Origin of the sequence: Microvirga ossetica, assembly GCF_002741015.1 — a bacterium.
Lineage (GTDB): Bacteria > Pseudomonadota > Alphaproteobacteria > Rhizobiales > Beijerinckiaceae > Microvirga > Microvirga ossetica.
The window spans coordinates 4,455,272-4,468,976 of sequence record NZ_CP016616.1; the positions used below are offsets into that span (position 1 = coordinate 4,455,272).

Sequence of the window (13,705 nt, forward strand, 5' to 3'; positions counted from 1 at the left end):
TTCCGCGAAGCTTGGCTTTGGTGGAACGCGTCCTGCCGGGCCACGTTGGTCTCCGACAGGTTCCGTCAGCGAGTTGAGGCATGAGCAATACCATCCGCGACAACGCCGCCCATCGTCGGTTTGAACTGGAGAGAAACGGGCATATCGCCTTCGCCAATTACGAGCGGCGCGGATCCGATCTCGTGATCCGGCACGTAGAGGCAGCCATTCCGCTGCGCGGCACCGGCGCCGCCGGCGAGCTGATGAAGGGCGTTGCGGAGATTGCGCGCTCCGAGGGGCTCAAGATCACGCCGCTTTGCGGCTATGCCTGGGCCTGGATCAAGCGTCATAAGGAATACCGCGACCTTCTAAATTAGGGATCCGGACCTATCCATTCGGTGGGTGTGCCCATTCGCCGTACTGCGGACTGCGTCAAAATAGACTAAACAGCGGCTCCTCCAAAAAATCCCGAACCGCGCTATGGGGGCGCCGCCTGTGACCAACGTTCTCGAAAAAGCAAGAAGGCAACTCAGTAAGAAAAGCGTGGCCGTTTCAGCTGCCATCCTTGGTCTGCTCGTCGCAGCGGCTGTGTTCATGGGGCCTCGCCTGCTGGCCGAGCCCGTTGCCGAAATTTCCTATTCGGATTTCACCCGCGAGCTTTCCGACAAGAAGGTTCAGAAGGTCCTGATCGAAAGCGGTGGCCTGTCCGTCTCGATGGCGGATCGGGATGTCTTCGTCCGGATGCCGAACGGACTGGTCAGTGCCGACTACATCGAGCGCATCACGGCCGCCGGCGCCCAAGTCGATTTCAAGAAGCCCGGCTTCGACGCCGCCCATATTGCCGGCATCCTGGGGCCGATCATCCTGGTTTTGGCTGTGCTGGCGATGCTGGCGATCCAGACCGATTTCAAGCCGACCTCGCGCTGGCCCCGGGTTGTGCGCAGCCTTCCGAACCGCTTCGACGATGTCGCCGGCCAGGACGAGGCCAAGGCGGAACTCCAGGAAGTGATCGCCTTCCTCAAGGATTCCGAGGCCTTCACGCGGGTCGGTGCACGCATCCCTCGCGGCCTGCTGATGGTCGGGCCGCCCGGAACGGGCAAGACTCTGATCGCCAAGGCGCTCGCCGGCGAAGCCGGCGTGTCCTTCATGGCGGTCTCGGGCAGCGACTTCTCCGCTCCGCTGATCGGCATCGCCAAGGGCCGCGTTTCCAAGCTTTTCGAACAAGCCCGAAAGAAGGCGCCCTGCCTCATCTTCATCGACGAGATCGACGCCATCGGCCGCAAGCGCGGGGGCGGGGGATCGGCGGCGGACCGGGAGTTCGAGGCGACCTTGAACCAGCTTCTGGTCGAGATGGACGGCTTCAACACCACCGCCGGCGTGATCGTCATCGGCGCGACGAACCGCGTCGACGTGCTCGACCCCGCGCTCCTGCGTCCGGGCCGCTTCGACCGTCAGGTCCACATCGGGCTTCCCGACATCTCCGGTCGCGAGGCGATCCTCAACGTGCATGCCCGCAACGTGAAGCTCGCCGAGGGCGTCAGCATGACTTCCATCGCCAAGGGCACGCCGGGGTTCTCCGGCGCCGATCTCGGCAACCTCCTGAACGAGGCCGCGATCTTCGCGGCACGGGAGGGCGTGGGCGAGGTCAATCGTGAGCATCTGGAGGCCGCCCGGAACAAGATCCTCATGGGTCTCGAACGGCGATCGCTGGTGATCAGCAACGAGGAGCGTCGGCTGGTCGCTGTCCATGAGGCGGGGCACGCTCTCTGCGCCTGCCTGCTGCCGGCTTCCGACAAGGTGCATAGCGCCACCATCATTCCGCACGGCCAGGCGCTCGGCCTCGTCATGCGCCTGCCCGATCACGACCGCTTCTGCATCCCAGTGGAGAAGCTGGAGGCGGACCTGATCGTCGCCATGGGCGGCCGCGCCGCCGAGGAGGTCGTGTTCGGGCCTAAGAAGGTGACGACGGGAGCGGCCAGCGATATCGCTCACGCCACCAATATCGTCACCAAGATGGTCACCGAATGGGGCATGAGCCCGGCCATCGGCATGGTTCGGGTCTCGCATTCGGGCGAGAGCCTTCCGCGCGAAGTCGAGCAGGAAATCCGCCGCATCATCGACGAGATGTATGAGGCTGCGAAGGCCTGCGTCCAGGACAACCGCGATGCGCTCGATGCCCTGACGGAGGCACTGCTCGAGCACGAGACCATCGATGGCGACGAGGTCCGCGAGATCGTCTCGCGGCAGCAGGCCCGGCTCGCGGCCTGAGCTCGCGGCGCATTCCGCCGCTTCAGGCCCCCGCGTTTCTCCCCTCGGGTTCGCCCGGGGCGGAGAGGGGCGCATCGATCGTGCAGACCACGCCGGCGGGCGCGAAGGCGATGGTCACGTCCCCGTCGAGTTCCTGAGCGAGGCTGCGCTCGATCAGCCGCGTGCCGAAGCCCCGGCGGCTCGGCTCCACCACCGGCGGACCGCCGGTCTCCTGCCAGACCACCCGCAACTGCGTGCCATTGGCTTGCCACGTCATCGACCAGGTGATCGCGACGCGACCGGTCTCATTGCATAATGCGCCGTATTTAACCGCGTTGGTCCCGAGTTCCTGCAGAGCCATGGCGATGGCTAGCGCGATGCGCGGGGACAGGCGGACATCCGGTCCGTCGATCTCGAAGCGTTCGTTCCCAGTGCCCTGGAACGGCGCGATGGCTTCGAGAATCACCTCGCGCAGGAAAGCGCCGCCCCAGTTTTCCCGGGTCAGAACGTCATGAGCCCGGGAGAGTGCGAACAGGCGCCCCTCGATCGCTTCGCGCGCCTCGCTAGTCGACGCCGTATTGCGAAGGCTCTGGGAGGCGATCGATTGGACCGTTGCGAGGGTGTTCTTCACACGGTGATTGAGCTCATTGATGAGAAGCTGCTGATGCTCCTCGGCCTTCTTCATCTCCGTGATGTCGAGCGCAACCCCGAGGGCCCGATCCGGAATGCCGTCCTTGACGTCCTGGAGTTCGGCACGGAGCAGGAGCCAATGCGTGGACCCGTCGCGCCAGACGATCCGCAGCTCCGTTTCGATATGCCGTTCGCCGCGTGCAAGAGCCTCCATGACAATGGCGCGGATGCGATCCCGCTCGCCCGGATAGTAGCGTTCGCGGATCTCCTCCATCGACGGGCTCGCGTCCGGCGGAAATCCGAGCAGCCGGTTCAGCTCCGGCGACCCCGTCGCCCTTTCGGTCGCGGTTTCCACTTCCCAGACGGCCATGCGCCCGGCGTCGATAGCGAGGCGCAGCCGGATTTCGCTCTTGGCAAGGGCAGCCTGCGACAGCTTGGATTCGGAAAGATCCGAGGCGAGCACATAGAAGCCGACGATGCTGCCATTGTCGGTGCGGTCGGGGATGTAGTCCGACCTTACGTAGCGCATACCCGTGCGAAAGGGCGCCCACCATTCATGCGCTGTCCGCTCGCCCGCGAGAGCGGCCTCCACATAAGGCCTCGTTCGTTCATAGGCCGGGATGCCGACCGCCTCCCACAGATGGAGCCCATACAGGCTTTCCGGACTGCGTCCGATCCAGGTCTCGTAGGCGCGGTTGTTGAAGCGGTAACGCTGGTCCGCGTCCACATAGGCGACGAGGGCTGGCAGATGATCCGCAATCTGCCTGAGCTTCTCCTCGCCCACATGGCGTGGCCACTCGTTGTCGTTGGAGCCTGCAAGCGCCGGTTCGGAAGGCAGGGCCGCCACCCGGTCATCGGCGCCCTCCGCCGGCCCGGCCCGAAGGCGACGGTTTTCCCGCTCCAGTTCGGCAATCCTCTGCAATAGGACATCCGGATCCAGGGGCTCAGTCATTGTCATCTATTGTTATGGCCCATTCCCATACGGCAGAACGATCCTAGCCGCAGCGCCGACCGTGAAGATAGACCTGCGGAACGAAAAAGCCACGATGGCCGGATCGTTTCCGGCCGCAGCTTCTGGCCGATGAGGGGATTCTTGAATATGGTGCGCGCAACAAGGGGGCTCCCATCATGAAGCGCATCATTCGTGTCACTATCGTCGTCGGTCTGGGCCTGCTTGCCACGGCCTGCGACAAGTGCGGCAACTGGAACATGAACACCCCGCAGTTCTGCCACGCCGACAAACCGCAGAGCTAGAACGGGAAAGACCCTTGAAGCTCGTTCTCTTCGATGTCGACGGCACGCTCGTCGACAGCCAAAGCATCATCGTCGCGGCCCAGCAGGCGACCTTCGCAGCCCATGGGCTGGAGCCGCCGAGCCGCGAGCGCGCCCTGTCCATCGTCGGGCTGTCGCTCGCCGAGGCCTTTACGGCGCTGGCGGGGCCGAAGGCGCCTGTCGCCGATCTGGTGGCCACCTACAGGGAGGTCTCCGCCGTCCTGCGCCGGGACCCGGCTCACGCGGAGCCGCTGTTTCCCGGCGCCGGTGAGTGCATCGCGGCGCTGCGGGGCCGGCGCGATGTGGTGCTCGGTATCGCCACCGGCAACTCACAGCGCGGCGTGGCGCGCATCCTCACCAGCTTCGAATGGCATGGAGTCTTCGCCTCGATCCAGACGGCCGACGATGCTCCCTCCAAGCCGCACCCGGCCATGATCCTGCAGGCCATGCGGGAGACGGGAGCCGCTCCCCATGACACGGTTATGGTCGGCGATTCGAGCTTCGACATGGCGATGGCGCGTGCCGCAGGGGTGATGCCCATCGGCGTGTCCTGGGGGTTCCAGCCGGCCGCCGCACTCACCGAGGCAGGGGCAGGGGCCATCGTTCATTCCTACCCGGAACTCGAGGCGATCCTGCACGAATTTCTCGACCGTCCCTCGCAGATTTCGGCCTAAGACCCTATTTTCCCGCCATGACAGATCCACGTGACTGGTTCCCGTCCGAAGAGGAACCGAACCCGATGCGGGCCGCTCAGGCCGGCATGAAACCAGCCCTGCCCAAGCGCTTCTACAAGGAGGCCGGCGTCGAGGAGCGGGATGGCCGGTTCCTTCTCACCCTCGACGGGCGAACGGCGAAAACTCCCAACAAGCAGACCCTGGCCGTGCCGTCGCGGGCGCTCGCGGAGGTGCTGGCCGAGGAATGGCAGAGTCAAGGCGGCGAGATCGACCCGTCGACCATGCCGATCACGCGCATCGTCAATTCCGCCATCGATGGCGTCGCGCCGCGACAGGCCGAGGTGGTCGACGACCTCGTCCGCTATGCCGGTTCCGATCTGGTCTATTACCGGGCCGCCGAGCCGGAGCGTCTCGCGCATGCCCAGGACGCCGCCTGGAGCCCGGTTCTCGACTGGGCGAAGGATGCTCACGGCGCCCGCTTCGTCTTGGGCGAAGGCGTGATGCACGTGGCGCAGCCGGAGGAGGCGATTGCAGCGATCCGCCGGGCCATCGAGCGGATCGAATCGCCCTTCGCCCTCGCTGCTCTCCACGTCATGACGACCCTGTCCGGTTCCGTGCTGATCGCGCTTGCCCATGCCGCGCAGCGGCTCGATGCCGACGCGGCCTGGGCGGTCGCCCATGTGGACGAGCTTTATCAGGAGAGCGTCTGGGGCGAGGATTATGAAGCCATGGAGCGCCGCCGCCGCCGCGAGGCCGAGTTCAAGGCTGCGTCCCGGATCTTCCGCCTGACTGCGGCATGAAAAAGCCGCCGGAGCCACGGCCCCGGCGGCTTTTATTCCAAACCGGCGGCGTCAGGCGCGCTGGAAGCTGATTCCGCACTTTTTCTGAACCGAGGCGCCCTCGATGGCCTGCATCTGGCCCTTCAGGCGAGCCAGCTCGGCGGCCTGAGCGCCATTGCCGCTCACGAAGAAGGCAGCCGGCCAGAAGATGACGACGGCGGCTGTCGTCGCGACCGCGTCTTTCGTGGCCTGCGAATCCTGTGCGCCGGCGGCCGAAGCGGCAGCAGCGCTGACACGTTGGGCCTCCGCGCTCAGCTCCCGGCAGCTGTAGCTGCCATACATCGTCGGTGACACATAGGCGGCGGCGACATTCTCCGAGCGGCTGGCGCAGCCGGCGGCCGCGAGCGTCAGGAGAGCGGCGGCCGGGAGATAGATGGTTTTCTTCATGATCAGCCCCGTTATAACGTGATGACGATTATGTCGTATCCTGCCTTGGCGGGCCTGTGAAGTGCTGTGGAGCACACGTCCATAGTGGGATTTTGGGGCTCGCACGGCTGTGCTAAGCGGGGGATCAATTTCCCCAGGATAGGGACCAGCCATGAAAGATATGCTCGAACGGCTCGAAGAGCGGCGCGCCCAGGCTCGCCTCGGCGGTGGCGAGAAGCGCATCGAGGCGCAGCACGGCCGCGGCAAGCTGACGGCCCGCGAGCGCATCGAGCTTCTGCTCGACAGGAGTTCCTTCGAGGAGTTCGACATGTTCGTCGAGCACCGCTCGAGCGATTTCGGCATGAAGAAGGTCAAGATCCCCGGCGACGGGGTCGTCACCGGCTGGGGCACCGTCAACGGCCGCACGGTCTTCGTCTTCGCCAAGGACTTCACCGTGTTCGGCGGCTCGCTGTCCGAGGCGCACGCCCAGAAGATCATCAAGATCCAAGACATGGCGCTCAAGATGCGCGCTCCCATCGTCGGCCTGTTCGATGCCGGCGGCGCCCGCATCCAGGAGGGCGTGGCAGCGCTCGGCGGCTACGGCGAGGTGTTCAAGCGCAACGTGATCGCCTCGGGCGTGATTCCGCAGATCTCGGTGATTATGGGCCCCTGCGCCGGCGGCGACGTCTATTCGCCGGCGATGACCGACTTCATCTTCATGGTGCGCGACCGTTCCTACATGTTCGTCACCGGTCCCGAGGTGGTGAAGACCGTCACCAACGAGACCGTGACCTCGGAGGAGCTCGGCGGCGCCAAGGTCCACACCACCAAATCTTCGGTGGCCGATGGCGCTTACGACAACGATGTGGAGGCATTGCTGCAGGTGCGCCGCCTCATCGACTTCCTGCCCGCCAACAACATGGACGGCGTGCCGGAGATCCCGAGCCTCGACGATCCCAACCGCACGGACGACAGCCTCGATACGCTGATTCCCGACAACCCGAACAAGCCCTACGACATGAAGGAGCTGATCCTGAAGGTTGTGGACGAGGGCGATTTCTTCGAGATCCAGGAAGCTTACGCCAAGAACATCATCACCGGCTTCGGGCGCATCGAAGGCCACACCGTGGGCTTCGTCGCCAATCAGCCGATGGTGCTGGCCGGCGTGCTCGACTCGGACGCCTCGCGCAAGGCAGCGCGCTTCGTGCGCTTCTGCGATGCCTTCAACATCCCGATCGTCACCTTCGAAGACGTGCCGGGCTTCCTGCCGGGCACGGCGCAGGAATATGGCGGCCTGATCAAGCATGGCGCCAAGCTGCTCTTCGCCTATTCCGAAGCCACTGTGCCGCTGGTGACGGTGATCACGCGAAAAGCTTTCGGCGGAGCCTATGACGTGATGGCCTCGAAGCATATCGGCGGCGACGTCAACTACGCCTGGCCGACCGCGCAGATCGCCGTGATGGGCGCCAAGGGCGCGGTGGAAATCATCTTCCGAGGCGACATCGGCGATGCGGAGAAAATCGCAGCGCGCACGAAGGAATACGAAGACCGCTTCATGTCGCCATTCGTGGCGGCCGAGCGCGGCTATGTCGACGAAGTGATCATGCCGCATTCCACCCGCCGGCGGATCGCGCGGGCGCTGGCGATGCTGCGCCACAAGGAAACCGAGCGGCCCTGGAAGAAGCACGACAACATTCCGCTGTAAGAGCGGAAGAACTGCGTCGACTCGGATAAACTCGAACTTTCTCGAAAGTTGGCACAACTGCGCATGGCCATTCGTTCATGCGCGGTTGTCTGTCACGCTTGCCTCAGCTTGGCCGATCTGAAATACCGAACTCAAGGACCGAATCCGTCTCGAAGAGTTGATGACGATTCTCGGATCCACTGCCGTTTTCCGGCGTTCTGCCGTCATCCGAAAAGCTGCGAGGGTTGGGAATGCACGCCTCGGGAGGCCGCAACACCGTGATCGATTTTTGGCGAGGGCTCGTGCTCGTCATTATTTTCGTGAACCATGTTCCAGGCAACATTCTAGAGCATCTGACCCCGCGCAATTACGGCTTCTCCGATGCAGCAGAGGCTTTCGTCTTCATCTCCGGCCTGTCGGTTGCACTCGTCTATTTTCCGAAGCTGGCTCAAAGCGGCATGCTCGATATTGTCAGGCGATGCTTCCGGCGCTCGCTCGAGCTCTATCGCATGCACCTGATCATGACCGGTGCTGCCATCGCGTTGTTCTCGGTCGGCTACGTGATCAGCGACGACATCATGATGATCGAGGCTCACGGCCGCAGCGCCGTGTTCGAGGATACGGCGCGCGGCGTCACCGGTGTTCTCCTACTCGGACACCAGCTCGGCTATTTCAATATTCTCCCTCTCTACATCGCTCTCATGCTCTGGGCTCCGGTGGCCATGATCCTGCTGCGGATCCACGTGGCCCTGGCGGCTGCCGTGTCGATCGGGGTCTATCTGCTCGCCCGTGCGGACGTGCTGGCCTTGCCAAGCTGGCCCGAGCCGGGGAGGTGGTTCTTCAATCCCTTCGCGTGGCAGCTGCTGTTCACGCTCGGCATCTTTGCAGGACCGCTCCTCTCGCGACTGAGGAGCATTCCTTATTGGCGTCCGGCATTCATCAGCTCGATTGTCCTCCTAGTCGCCTCTTTCGTCATCATGATGAATGGGTTCGGCCTGGCGCCGAACCTGCTCTGGGGCGCCTTCAACACGGTCGATCTCGTCAAGAGCGACCTCGGCCTCGGCCGCATGCTTCACTTCCTGGCCCTGGCTTACGTGGTCACGCAGCTTCGCTTTGGGCATGTCCTGCAGGGAACCGCCATCGGGGCGGAGATGATGCGCCTCGGGCGCTACTCCCTGCCGGTCTTCGCCGCAGGCTCCATCCTGAGCGCGCTCGGGGAGGTCACAATGACGCTCGCGGCGGTGAAGTCCTCTGCTAGTCCCCATATCTTCGGTATGGTATTCACGGTGTTCGGTATCCTCGGACTCCTCCTACTGGCACGATATCTCGAATGGAAAAAGAAGGGCTCGACCGCTCCCCGATCGGAGCGGGTCGGAAAATCTGGCCTCGTGTCGGTATCGTCCGGGCGGCTTCCGCACTAGCGTCTATTCTCCTCGTCGGCATCGGCGGCCCTGCATTCGCGCAGGATGCCGTCTGCCATGCGTCCAAGCCGACCTTCTCGTCTCCGGTGAAGCTTGAGGGCGTCGCATTGCGGCTCAGGCGGCATGAGCCGGTGCGCATCCTCGCCATCGGATCCTCGTCGACCGAGGGGATCGGAGCCTCTTCCCCGGCTTTCTCCTACCCGGCCCAGCTCCAGGCTGACCTCATTCAGGCGTGGAACGGCACCGTCACCGTCGAAAATGCGGGCAAGGGTGGTGAGACGATCACGGAGACCATCGGGCGTCTCGAAGCGGCCTTGAAGGCCAGCAAGCCGGACCTCGTCATCTGGCAGGTCGGCACGAACGATGCCGTCAAGGGAGGCGACGAGGCCGGGTTCTCGGCGCTCCTGCAACAGGGAATCGATGCCGCGCAGGTGCTCGGCGTCGAGGTCATCCTCGTCGATCAGCAATATTATCCGGCAATCAAGGATCTCGGCCGCTACGAGCGGTTCGTAAGCCTCGTCGGTGCGACAGCTGCTGCCGAGCAGGTGCCGGTCTTTTCGCGCTACAAGCTGATGAAGGCTTGGAGCGAGCGTTCGTCGGATATCCTCGGCTCGATGCTGTCGGGCGACGGGTTCCATATGGGCGATCGCGGCTACGATTGCCTTGCGCAGCTCATTGCCGACGGCCTCCATTATCCGATGGCCGTGTCCGAGATCGCGCCCGGCATGGCCGTTACTGTCGCTGCGCAGCCCTGAGATCGGACCGTCCTTGACGGACGACCCGGCACGCCATTGCGTTGCGCGACCGACCTCGATAAGGCGTTTCTCCGACCATGTTCCGGCTCGGGCCTGTCCGATCCGGACGCCTTTCGAAGCCGGACCGAGACCTGCCATGATCACCCCATGCGACCGCTCCTGGGTTTCCACCGCCATCCAGACCATCGAGGCGGATTTCAACCGCTCGTCGGATACGCATCTTCTGCGGGTACCGCTCCCGGCGGCGCCGGGCGTCGAGCTTTACCTCAAGGATGAATCGACCCATCCCTCGGGCAGCCTGAAGCACCGGCTGGCGCGGTCGCTGTTTCTCTACGGGCTCTGCAACGGCTGGATCGGGCAGGAGACGACCATCGTCGAGGCTTCCAGCGGCTCGACCGCCGTGTCGGAAGCCTATTTCGCCCGGATGCTGGGCCTGCGCTTCATCGCAGTGATGCCGCGTTCCACCTCAGCGGAAAAGATCGCGCAGATCGCCTTCTATGGCGGCGAGAGCCATTTCGTGGATTCCCCGGCCGAGATGTACGCGGAAAGCGCGCGCCTAGCCGAGGAACTCGGCGGTCATTACATGGACCAGTTCACCTATGCCGAGAGGGCAACGGACTGGCGCGGCAACAACAACATCGCCGAATCGATCTTCAGCCAGATGTCCCATGAGGAGCATCCGGTCCCGAGCTGGATCGTGGTGGGGGCGGGAACCGGCGGCACCTCGGCGACGCTCGGGCGCTACATCCGCTACCGCCGCCTGCCGACCCGGCTATGCCTCGCCGATCCGGAGGCCTCGGTGTTCCATCGCCATCTGGCGGATCGGGCCGTCTGCAGCGTCTCAGGGCCGCCCTCCGTGGTCGAGGGTATCGGTCGCCCGCGCTGCGAGCCGTCCTTCGTGCCGGAACTGATCGATCGCGCCTATGCGGTGCCCGATGCGGCGAGCATCGCTACAGCACGCGTCCTTTCCCGCCGCATCGGCCGCTCCTGCGGCGGCTCCACGGGGACGAACCTCTGGGCGGTGGCGCAGATCGTCGGCGAGATGGTGCAAAAAGGCGAGACAGGATCCGTCGTGATGCTTCTGTGCGATTCAGGCGAACGCTACCGCAGCACGCATTTCGACGATGCTTGGCTTGCCTCTCGCGGGATTGACATCAAGCCGGCCGAGGAGGCGATGGAGCGGTTCTTCGAGACGGGGATTTTGAGGATCGGCCGATAACACCTAATGCCCTCATCCTGAGGAGATCGCGGAGCGATCGTCTCGAAGGAGGATCCAGTGCTCTCTGGAAGCTCCTTCAAGACGCAGACTGCATCTGCTTCTCAGGATGAGGGCGGTGCTTGAGGAAGCCTCTTACCTGCCGTTTTCGGCAAACCACCTCACCAGCAGCTGCAGGTCCGTCTGCGACAGGTTATGGCCCGTCGGCAGCGTCTCGTGCTGAACCTCGGCGCCGGACGCGGATAGCGATGCGGCCAACCGTTTCCTGTTTTCCGCTGGAATGATCGGGTCCATGGCGCCCGAGATCATCAGCACCCGCTTGCCCGCGAGGTCCGCCTGCGGCGCGGTTGACAGCGGCACCATGGCCCGCAGCAGCGCGGCGCCTGAAAGCGCCTCGGGACGCAGCATCAGCATGGCGGCAGCGATGTTGGCACCGTTGGAGAATCCGACCGCAATGGGCGCCTCGAGCCCATAGGCCTTGCGCGCCTCGGCGACGAAGTCTGCAAGCTCGTTCGCGCGGAATTTCACGTCCTCCTCGTCGAACACGCCCTCGGCGAGACGGCGGAAGAAGCGCGGCATGCCGTTCTCCAGGATCTTGCCGCGCGGGGAGAGCAGGGCGGAGCCGGGGGAGATGGTGCGGCCGAGACCCAACAGATCGTTCTCGTCGCCGCCGGTGCCGTGAAGCAGCAGGAGAGGGGGGCGCTTCGGATCCGAAGCGGGTTCATAGCGGTGGACGAAGGACAGTTCGGTCATGGGTTCCTCTTTTCCCTCTCCCCTCTGCGGGAGAGGGTGGCGAACGAAAGTGAGCCGGGAGAGGGTAAGTGATCGAATGAATCCCGCCCCTCTCCCGACCTGCTTTGCAGGTCACCCTCTCCCGCAGAGGGGAGAGGACTAATTTATGCCAGTTCCGGCAGGTGCGCCTCGATCTCGCTGCGCCGAGCTTCCAGGAAAGCCGGAAGCTTCAAGGCCTCGCCCAGGCTGTCCTGCGGTTCGTCCGCCGCAAAACCCGGCTCGTCGGTGGCGATCTCGAAGAGAATGCCACCCGGCTCCCGGAAATAGACGGACCGGAAGTAGTTGCGGTCCTTCTGCTCCGTGGTCTGGATGCCATGCGTCTCCGCGAGCTTCTTCACCATCTCTGCCTGGTCTGCATCGTCCTTCGCGCGGAAGGCCACGTGATGCACGGAGCCGCCGCCCATCCGGCCCGGCAGGAAGCCGCCGGCGCTACGGATATCGACGGTGCCGCCGATGAGAGCATCCGTCTTGTAGCGGACGAGGGAGCCGTCCCGGGCCGTCTCGCTGAAGCCGAACACGTCCGTCAGGATCGCACCCGTGCGCTCGCCGTTCTCGACGAGGAGTGTGACGCCCTCAAGGCCGCGAATGGCATGCTCCGCCGGGATGCCTTCGACCGTCCACGCGGGTTCGCTCTCGGCATTCGGCGTGCCGACGAGGGCGAGGCTCGTGCCGTGCGGGTCCTTGAAGGTCAGGACGCTCTGCCCAAAGCGTTTCTCCACTTTGCCGTGCTCGACGCCCTGCTCGATGAAGCGGTGCGCCCAGTAGCCCAGGGACGTCTCGGGAACGCGGAACGATGTTTCCTGGGTCGAGCCGATGCCGTTTCTTCCGGGTGCGACGTGCTCCCAGGGGAAGAAGGTCAGGATCGAGCCCGGCTGTCCGAGGCCGTCGCCGAAATAGAGGTGGTATGTGCCCGGATCGTCGAAGTTCACGGTCTTCTTGACCAGGCGCAGGCCGAGCACGCGGGTGTAGAAATCGAGGTTGCGGCGGGCGGGGCCTGCGATGGCGGTGACGTGGTGGATACCGTGGTGCCGCATGGGAGTGTTCCTTAACGGGCTGACGCGGATTTGCGTCGCTTGGCAGGGAGATATGTACCACCGACGGCCGGTGAAGTGCGGAAAGGGCGACCTTGCGGGATTGCAAAGCCAGAGCGTCCGCGCCGGCAAATGCTCGTGATTCCTCGCGAATCCGGAATGGCAAGAATCCAGCAACCAAAGTCTCTCAACAAGGCTTAACCTCAACGGCGATTCAGCATGGTGCGTTAACGGTTTAGCCCTGGCATCCGTGTGAGAGTTCCTTCCAGACAAGCGGGTAACCGGCAGTAAGCCAAAGAAAAGCCGGCGGGAGTCAAGCGGATGATGAAGGATCAACTTCGCGATTTCATCGACAGGATCACCGATACACAACGTGTGTCGGATGATGACGTGAAGAGACTTCAGGATGAGATCCTGGATTGCGGCATTACCAGCCGTCTCGAGGTCGAATCCCTGCTGGCGCTCGACCGCGTCGCGAGCGGCACCGAGAGCTGGGGCTGTATCCTCACGAAGCTGGTCGTCGAATTCGTCGTGTGGAAGCGGCTGCCGCACGGGGTCGTGAGCAACGACGATGCGTTCTGGCTCGCCACCGTTCTCGACGTCAGCGGTCCGTCGCCGAACGCCATGAACATCGCCTACGCGATCCTCGATGAGGCCGGGCATGTGGACGTGGCGCTGCTCGATTTCATCATGCGCGGGCGCCAGCAGGCGCGGCTCTCCCAGATGGCCGCCTGAGGGCCGCCTTCCGCTCTAACGCTAAATGCTGAAACAAGCCCCGCTTCCCCAAGGCACCGATGTG

At 64.1% G+C, this 13,705-nt stretch carries 14 protein-coding genes; 10 read left to right on the top strand and 4 right to left on the bottom strand.

Features of this window, described 5'->3' with window-relative positions; all coding sequences use genetic code 11:
- Positions 1 to 80 precede the first annotated feature (80 nt).
- Both BB934_RS21305 and ftsH read left to right on the top strand, forming a co-directional pair.
- Positions 81 to 356, top strand: coding sequence for a GNAT family N-acetyltransferase (locus BB934_RS21305; protein WP_099511417.1), 276 nt, complete (start codon positions 81 to 83; stop codon positions 354 to 356).
- A gap of 166 nt (positions 357 to 522) precedes the next feature.
- Positions 523 to 2,247 (top strand): ATP-dependent zinc metalloprotease FtsH, encoded by a 1,725-nt coding sequence (gene ftsH, locus BB934_RS21310; RefSeq protein WP_237050039.1) that lies wholly within the window; start codon positions 523 to 525, stop codon positions 2,245 to 2,247.
- 22 nt (positions 2,248 to 2,269) lie between these two features.
- Here the strand turns inward: ftsH and BB934_RS21315 are convergent, their stop codons facing one another.
- Positions 2,270 to 3,808 carry a sensor histidine kinase gene (locus BB934_RS21315; RefSeq protein ID WP_162299178.1) on the bottom strand — a complete coding sequence of 513 codons (1,539 nt, stop codon included), beginning with the start codon at positions 3,806 to 3,808 and terminating at the stop codon, positions 2,270 to 2,272.
- A gap of 176 nt (positions 3,809 to 3,984) precedes the next feature.
- Between BB934_RS21315 and BB934_RS50245 the strand changes: the two genes are divergently transcribed.
- The 3 genes from BB934_RS50245 to BB934_RS21325 are packed head-to-tail and all read left to right on the top strand — an operon-like array spanning position 3,985 to position 5,602.
- Positions 3,985 to 4,110, top strand: a complete 126-nt coding sequence (locus BB934_RS50245; protein WP_257792361.1) for a hypothetical protein — start codon at positions 3,985 to 3,987, stop codon at positions 4,108 to 4,110.
- Between the two features lie 14 nt (positions 4,111 to 4,124).
- Positions 4,125 to 4,802, top strand: a complete 678-nt coding sequence (locus BB934_RS21320; protein ID WP_099511420.1) for an HAD-IA family hydrolase — start codon at positions 4,125 to 4,127, stop codon at positions 4,800 to 4,802.
- A gap of 17 nt (positions 4,803 to 4,819) precedes the next feature.
- Positions 4,820 to 5,602: an ATP12 family chaperone protein gene (locus tag BB934_RS21325; RefSeq protein WP_099511421.1), complete on the top strand. Its 783-nt coding sequence runs from the start codon at positions 4,820 to 4,822 to the stop codon at positions 5,600 to 5,602.
- Positions 5,603 to 5,653: 51 nt separating this feature from the next.
- On the opposite strand, the gene BB934_RS21330 is transcribed toward BB934_RS21325, so the two are convergent.
- On the bottom strand, positions 5,654 to 6,028 hold the full coding sequence (locus tag BB934_RS21330) for a hypothetical protein (RefSeq protein WP_099511422.1): 375 nt from the start codon (positions 6,026 to 6,028) through the stop codon (positions 5,654 to 5,656).
- A 151-nt stretch (positions 6,029 to 6,179) separates the two neighbouring features.
- Here BB934_RS21330 and BB934_RS21335 point away from each other — a divergent pair, with 151 nt between their 5' ends.
- From BB934_RS21335 to BB934_RS21350, 4 genes are all read left to right on the top strand, one after another.
- Positions 6,180 to 7,712 carry an acyl-CoA carboxylase subunit beta gene (locus tag BB934_RS21335; protein ID WP_099511423.1) on the top strand — a complete coding sequence of 511 codons (1,533 nt, stop codon included), beginning with the start codon at positions 6,180 to 6,182 and terminating at the stop codon, positions 7,710 to 7,712.
- A gap of 230 nt (positions 7,713 to 7,942) precedes the next feature.
- Entirely contained in the window at positions 7,943 to 9,112 is a 1,170-nt protein-coding gene (locus BB934_RS21340; protein WP_099511424.1) for an OpgC family protein, read from the top strand.
- On the top strand, positions 9,022 to 9,867 hold the full coding sequence (locus tag BB934_RS21345) for an SGNH/GDSL hydrolase family protein (RefSeq protein WP_099511425.1): 846 nt from the start codon (positions 9,022 to 9,024) through the stop codon (positions 9,865 to 9,867). The genes BB934_RS21340 and BB934_RS21345 overlap by 91 nt, the downstream gene beginning before the upstream one ends.
- 136 nt (positions 9,868 to 10,003) lie before the next feature.
- Positions 10,004 to 11,086: a PLP-dependent cysteine synthase family protein gene (locus BB934_RS21350; protein ID WP_099511426.1), complete on the top strand. Its 1,083-nt coding sequence runs from the start codon at positions 10,004 to 10,006 to the stop codon at positions 11,084 to 11,086.
- A gap of 132 nt (positions 11,087 to 11,218) precedes the next feature.
- Here the strand turns inward: BB934_RS21350 and BB934_RS21355 are convergent, their stop codons facing one another.
- The gene (locus BB934_RS21355) at positions 11,219 to 11,836 is read right to left on the bottom strand and encodes an alpha/beta hydrolase (RefSeq protein ID WP_099511427.1); all 618 of its coding nucleotides are present in this window, start codon (positions 11,834 to 11,836) and stop codon (positions 11,219 to 11,221) included.
- Positions 11,837 to 11,979: 143 nt separating this feature from the next.
- Entirely contained in the window at positions 11,980 to 12,909 is a 930-nt protein-coding gene (locus BB934_RS21360) for a ring-cleaving dioxygenase (RefSeq protein WP_099511428.1), read from the bottom strand.
- A 318-nt stretch (positions 12,910 to 13,227) separates the two neighbouring features.
- On the opposite strand from BB934_RS21360, the gene BB934_RS21365 reads away from it, so the two are divergent.
- Positions 13,228 to 13,641, top strand: a complete 414-nt coding sequence (locus tag BB934_RS21365; protein ID WP_099511429.1) for a hypothetical protein — start codon at positions 13,228 to 13,230, stop codon at positions 13,639 to 13,641.
- Positions 13,642 to 13,705 lie beyond the last annotated feature (64 nt).

Excerpts from the sequence above, each read along its gene's own strand:
- BB934_RS21305 (WP_099511417.1), top strand. The coding sequence starts at position 81 with ATGAGCAATACCATCCGCGACAACGCCGCCCATCGTCGGTTTGAACTG.
- BB934_RS21350 (WP_099511426.1), top strand. The coding sequence starts at position 10,004 with ATGATCACCCCATGCGACCGCTCCTGGGTTTCCACCGCCATCCAGACC.
- BB934_RS21355 (WP_099511427.1), bottom strand. The coding sequence starts at position 11,836 with ATGACCGAACTGTCCTTCGTCCACCGCTATGAACCCGCTTCGGATCCG.
- BB934_RS21365 (WP_099511429.1), top strand. The coding sequence starts at position 13,228 with ATGATGAAGGATCAACTTCGCGATTTCATCGACAGGATCACCGATACA.
- BB934_RS21340 (WP_099511424.1), top strand. The coding sequence starts at position 7,943 with ATGCACGCCTCGGGAGGCCGCAACACCGTGATCGATTTTTGGCGAGGG.
- BB934_RS21360 (WP_099511428.1), bottom strand. The coding sequence starts at position 12,909 with ATGCGGCACCACGGTATCCACCACGTCACCGCCATCGCAGGCCCCGCC.
- BB934_RS50245 (WP_257792361.1), top strand. The coding sequence starts at position 3,985 with ATGAAGCGCATCATTCGTGTCACTATCGTCGTCGGTCTGGGCCTGCTT.
- BB934_RS21345 (WP_099511425.1), top strand. The coding sequence starts at position 9,022 with ATGGAAAAAGAAGGGCTCGACCGCTCCCCGATCGGAGCGGGTCGGAAA.
- BB934_RS21315 (WP_162299178.1), bottom strand. The coding sequence starts at position 3,808 with ATGACTGAGCCCCTGGATCCGGATGTCCTATTGCAGAGGATTGCCGAA.
- BB934_RS21335 (WP_099511423.1), top strand. The coding sequence starts at position 6,180 with ATGAAAGATATGCTCGAACGGCTCGAAGAGCGGCGCGCCCAGGCTCGC.
- BB934_RS21325 (WP_099511421.1), top strand. The coding sequence starts at position 4,820 with ATGACAGATCCACGTGACTGGTTCCCGTCCGAAGAGGAACCGAACCCG.
- BB934_RS21330 (WP_099511422.1), bottom strand. The coding sequence starts at position 6,028 with ATGAAGAAAACCATCTATCTCCCGGCCGCCGCTCTCCTGACGCTCGCG.